Here is a 4,018-nt window from a genome sequence, read left to right as displayed (position 1 = left end):
GTTCTATATAGGTATATTTTTCTGACAACAAAACTATACTTTTCAGCATAGTCTTTTATAGTACAAATCTTAGAATTTTCATTACTTAAAATATACTTGTCCCAATCCCTCTTTACTCGCCCATATCGGAGCTTTTATGCCATCTACACCAATCAGCTTAAATATGAAGAAATGGTGTTCTGCTTTCACCTTAAAAGAAAGGGATTGATTATGATCGATGCGTCCCTTTGTATACTCATACTTCCATCCATCCATCTTTTCTTCTTTCATTCTTTTCTCTATCCCAGGGACTAAATCCACCCTTTTTCCATTGTAATCATATTGAAATCCACCCTTATTTTCTGCGTTTTCTACCATATCAGCAGCAAAGTTATGTGCTTTCACTAACTGTATTCCATACAAAACGCCTTCGGGTAAAAGGCTAATTAATAATAAAGAAAAGGTAAGGAATAGAGCCGTAGTTACTGTATTTTGCATTTTTAATGCACCTACTCTTTTTCTTTATTTTACGTTTCCACCTAATTGTTTTTCTTTTCCATTCGCATCATAAATAATAATACTTCTCGCTTTACTCTTTATCGTTTCTTTTTTTTCATCAAATTGCTTAAAATAACTAGCAGCTTCTGCATCACCTTCGACAGCAATCATTGCTGGTTTTTCCTGTACATCATGTACAGTGAAGTTACGTTTTGAAGCGGGATCTTTAAAATCCGCATTACCGTTATACGCCTTTTCAAACTCTTGTTTCGCTTTTTCTGGATCAATAGCTATTTCTTCTTCTGCACGCAGAGTACCTACTTTTACAGACTTAGCCACAGCTATCTCGCCTCCCCTTTCTAAAGACGATTTATTATCAGTATGTGTTGTATCTCCAATCACCATATCAGTTACAAAGAATAGACAACCTACAAATAACAGCAACATACTTGCTGCAACAATAAACTTTTGCATCCCTCTTCAGCCTCCTTAACTTTCAGACTTTCGAAATCGAAATCCACTTAAAATGGAACTTTTTTGGGGATTCAACAATTGATTTGGTAGCAATAACTTTGCTATTTCCTTCATTATTCCTTCTAACTCTTTATAATAGTTGCGACTTGATAGTAACGTACTACTATTCAATTGTGACTCAAACACATCTTCTATTTCATATGGTGGTAAAGCAGTTAATACCTTATCTCCAAAGCATTCTTCTACTATTTCATGCTTTAAAAGTGCAGGAGAAAACTTATTTCCAATGATCCTCACTTTCTCTAAAGCTAAGTAAGAAACGAGCTTTCTCTCTTTTTGTGTAAGAGGATGCGCTATCTTTAGCAATTGATGCAGATCTGGTTCCGCTACAAAGAATATGTAATCCGCCATTTCACATATCTCATGGTATAAATCTTTATCCCAATCGCTCCCTGCATCAATAATAGATATAGGTGCTTCTTGGTTGGCCAATAAAACCTTAATAAAATGGTCGAAGTCCTGCTCTGTTTCGTTTTGAAGCTCTTGGTCAACTATAGGATTCTTTACAATATAATTTATTCTTCCTTGCTTCCATTTTGGAATTAATAATATATCAGATTCCTTCTGTAGCATCTCTTTATATCGCTGCAACATAAATTCACTACGATAGTTTTCTGGCGCTTCTGTATATCCCTTTAATAACGGATACGTATAACCATCATCATATAGATTCTCTATATAATTCACATCAATCTGTAGCTCATTTAAGTAAGCGGCTAAAAGATGTGAAACAAAAGTGGCACCACTTCTCCTATTCATGTTGGCCACAATAATTGTTCTTCTTGGAATAGCGATACCAATTTGTTTCTCATATACTGGCTCAAAAGCCAATTTATACTTTTTTTTTATAATTGGCGCTTTTGGCGTTTCTTCCTGAATAGACTTACGCTTTTGTTTGTTTTTAAATAATTTTAAATTAGAATGTGATTCACTGTTGTTACCTTCCTCTAATTCACTTGATACTTTCTCTTCTTCCTCATCAAAAGGAACTACAGGCAATTTCGTATGTTGCGGTGCTTGACTTGCTCCTACAATTTCCACCACATTTTTAATATCCGATTCCTGTAGCAGCTGCGGGATGACTTTATTATCAATATCAATTTTACGAGAGTTAAAAATGTCATAGATACCTAGATAAATCAGTTTCGCTAAAAATTCATCATTATTTTCACGCTCTGTAAATACTACAATACGAATATCCCGCTGAAAGCGAATGTCTCTTAACTTCTGTAAAATAATTAATTCTCGCTTATCTTCGTGTCCCGCATCAATATTTAATCGTTTGTCATTAATACATAGAATATCAGGTTGCTCCGTATCTAGAATTTCATCTAAATACTTTATGTGCATGACATCACTATCAGCTACTTCAAATCCTGCACCAACAAAATCCTCACGTAAATATGCCGTATACACAGTATCACTAATAGCTAATACAATCTTTTTCATTATGAAAAACTCCTCTTTGATAGAAAATCACTTTAAAGTAATAGCATGTTTTCAAAAGGCACTTTTGTTGCGTATTGTATTTTTGTTAATAGTTCGGTGAGAAGTGATTCTATTTCAAATCCCTCCAAATTACATGGCATATTATCAATAAGGTTATATTTGACTCTAACCTCTAAACGATCCTCTATTTCTTCTAACGGTATCGCACTAAATAAACTTTGTTCATATATAAATCCATCCCGAAGATTTTTTTGTATTTCTGTCTTGTCTTTGTAAACAATGGTTACTTGTGCTAATTCAATAAAAGGATTATCTAAAGTTAATTTTGTATTCCAGTTTAGACTCCAGATTTCACAGCGGCCGTCCGCATGCACAACATTAGCAGCTACAGATGGAGTAATTGTAAATAAACGATCTACTGGAACATTTGTAAAAGTAGTTGTTTTTCCTTCAACTACTTTCAGTCCTCTTTCCTCACGTTCATGCTCAAGCGAAATTTCCGCACCAAACAATGCAATTTCACAAAATACTTGTTCCATTATGGGTTTAATGCCTTCATACGTTCGAACAGCATATACACTAAATTCTTGTGTTTCATCCGTTCGAACTAATTCATAAATGCTAAATTCTGCTGCATTTACAATTGCAAAAGGAATATCTTGTACAAAATTAGGATTTATAAATAGAGAATCCGGAATCACTGTCTCTGGATGTTTGAAAAACTCTAAACCAAGCTGATATCCTTTTAGAAATGCATTCTTAGCAGCAGCTGGGAATAATGTTTCAAATCTTTTGAGATTGCTTTTAAATTGCTTCTCTTCGACCTCGTTATTAAATTCTCTATCTTGTAAAATGTTTACACGATCAGCAAGCAGTAAAAAATAGTAGTTAATAAGAGAATTAATTCTCTCCTCAAAAACTTGATTATCTTTACAATATTTATCAAATCTTCTTTTACTTTCACTAATAATTTCATTCATTCTTTAATACTCTCCTTATCATTTTCTAGTTATTAAATAAAAAAAGACACACCAATGGCAGGTATATGCCCTCGGTGTGTCCGTTTAGCAAGAATTAAATATCTCTCGATTTGTATATTAATTTTAAACAATAAAACTTATGTATAAGATTATCTATATAATATCTAAATGTCAATACTACTTCGCAATTATTAAATAAACTCACAAAAATAATGCTTCTAATTGATTAACCTTTTCTTTTTTGCATATGTCATTTAATAACCTAATTCAGGTAATACTATTAGTATATCTAAGTATAGGATTTTCATAACAAAATTTCGATTTTTTATTTACAACTAAATTTCAAAAGTAAAAAACATTCATTTAATATATTCCTTACCTTAGAGAACTTTAAATATAAAACAATCTTTATATTACTCATAGCATAACTAACAGTAAACGACTAAAGCATATTAATGTTATGTAAACAATAAAGCGACACAAACTCGTTCGGTTGATATCAACATATCAACTGACATTGACATGAAATTTCATATTGAGAGATGAATACAAGTTAAACTAACCATCCAGTTCATACC

4 protein-coding genes are annotated in these 4,018 nt (G+C 32.5%); all 4 read right to left on the bottom strand.

What is annotated here, in order from left to right:
* Window positions 1–81 precede the first annotated feature (81 nt).
* From ABWK52_RS17895 to ABWK52_RS17880, 4 genes are read right to left on the bottom strand one after another with little or no spacing between them, the layout of a single operon-like run.
* Window positions 82–477 (bottom strand): DUF4320 family protein, encoded by a 396-nt coding sequence (locus ABWK52_RS17895; RefSeq protein ID WP_001181729.1) that lies wholly within the window; start codon window positions 475–477, stop codon window positions 82–84.
* 24 nt (window positions 478–501) lie between these two features.
* On the bottom strand, window positions 502–951 hold the full coding sequence (locus tag ABWK52_RS17890; protein WP_001168897.1) for a hypothetical protein: 450 nt from the start codon (window positions 949–951) through the stop codon (window positions 502–504).
* 15 nt (window positions 952–966) lie between these two features.
* The gene (locus ABWK52_RS17885; RefSeq protein ID WP_098281251.1) at window positions 967–2,460 is read right to left on the bottom strand and encodes a hypothetical protein; all 1,494 of its coding nucleotides are present in this window, start codon (window positions 2,458–2,460) and stop codon (window positions 967–969) included.
* A 32-nt stretch (window positions 2,461–2,492) separates the two neighbouring features.
* Complete coding sequence (locus ABWK52_RS17880; RefSeq protein ID WP_098281252.1) at window positions 2,493–3,440, bottom strand: hypothetical protein; 948 nt, start codon at window positions 3,438–3,440, stop codon at window positions 2,493–2,495.
* Window positions 3,441–4,018 lie beyond the last annotated feature (578 nt).

It is taken from the genome of Bacillus sp. AP50, assembly GCF_040492675.1.
GTDB classification, from domain to species: domain Bacteria; phylum Bacillota; class Bacilli; order Bacillales; family Bacillaceae_G; genus Bacillus_A; species Bacillus_A cereus.
The sequence above is the reverse complement of the archived record's forward strand: the minus strand, read 5'-3'. Positions and strand labels throughout refer to the sequence as shown.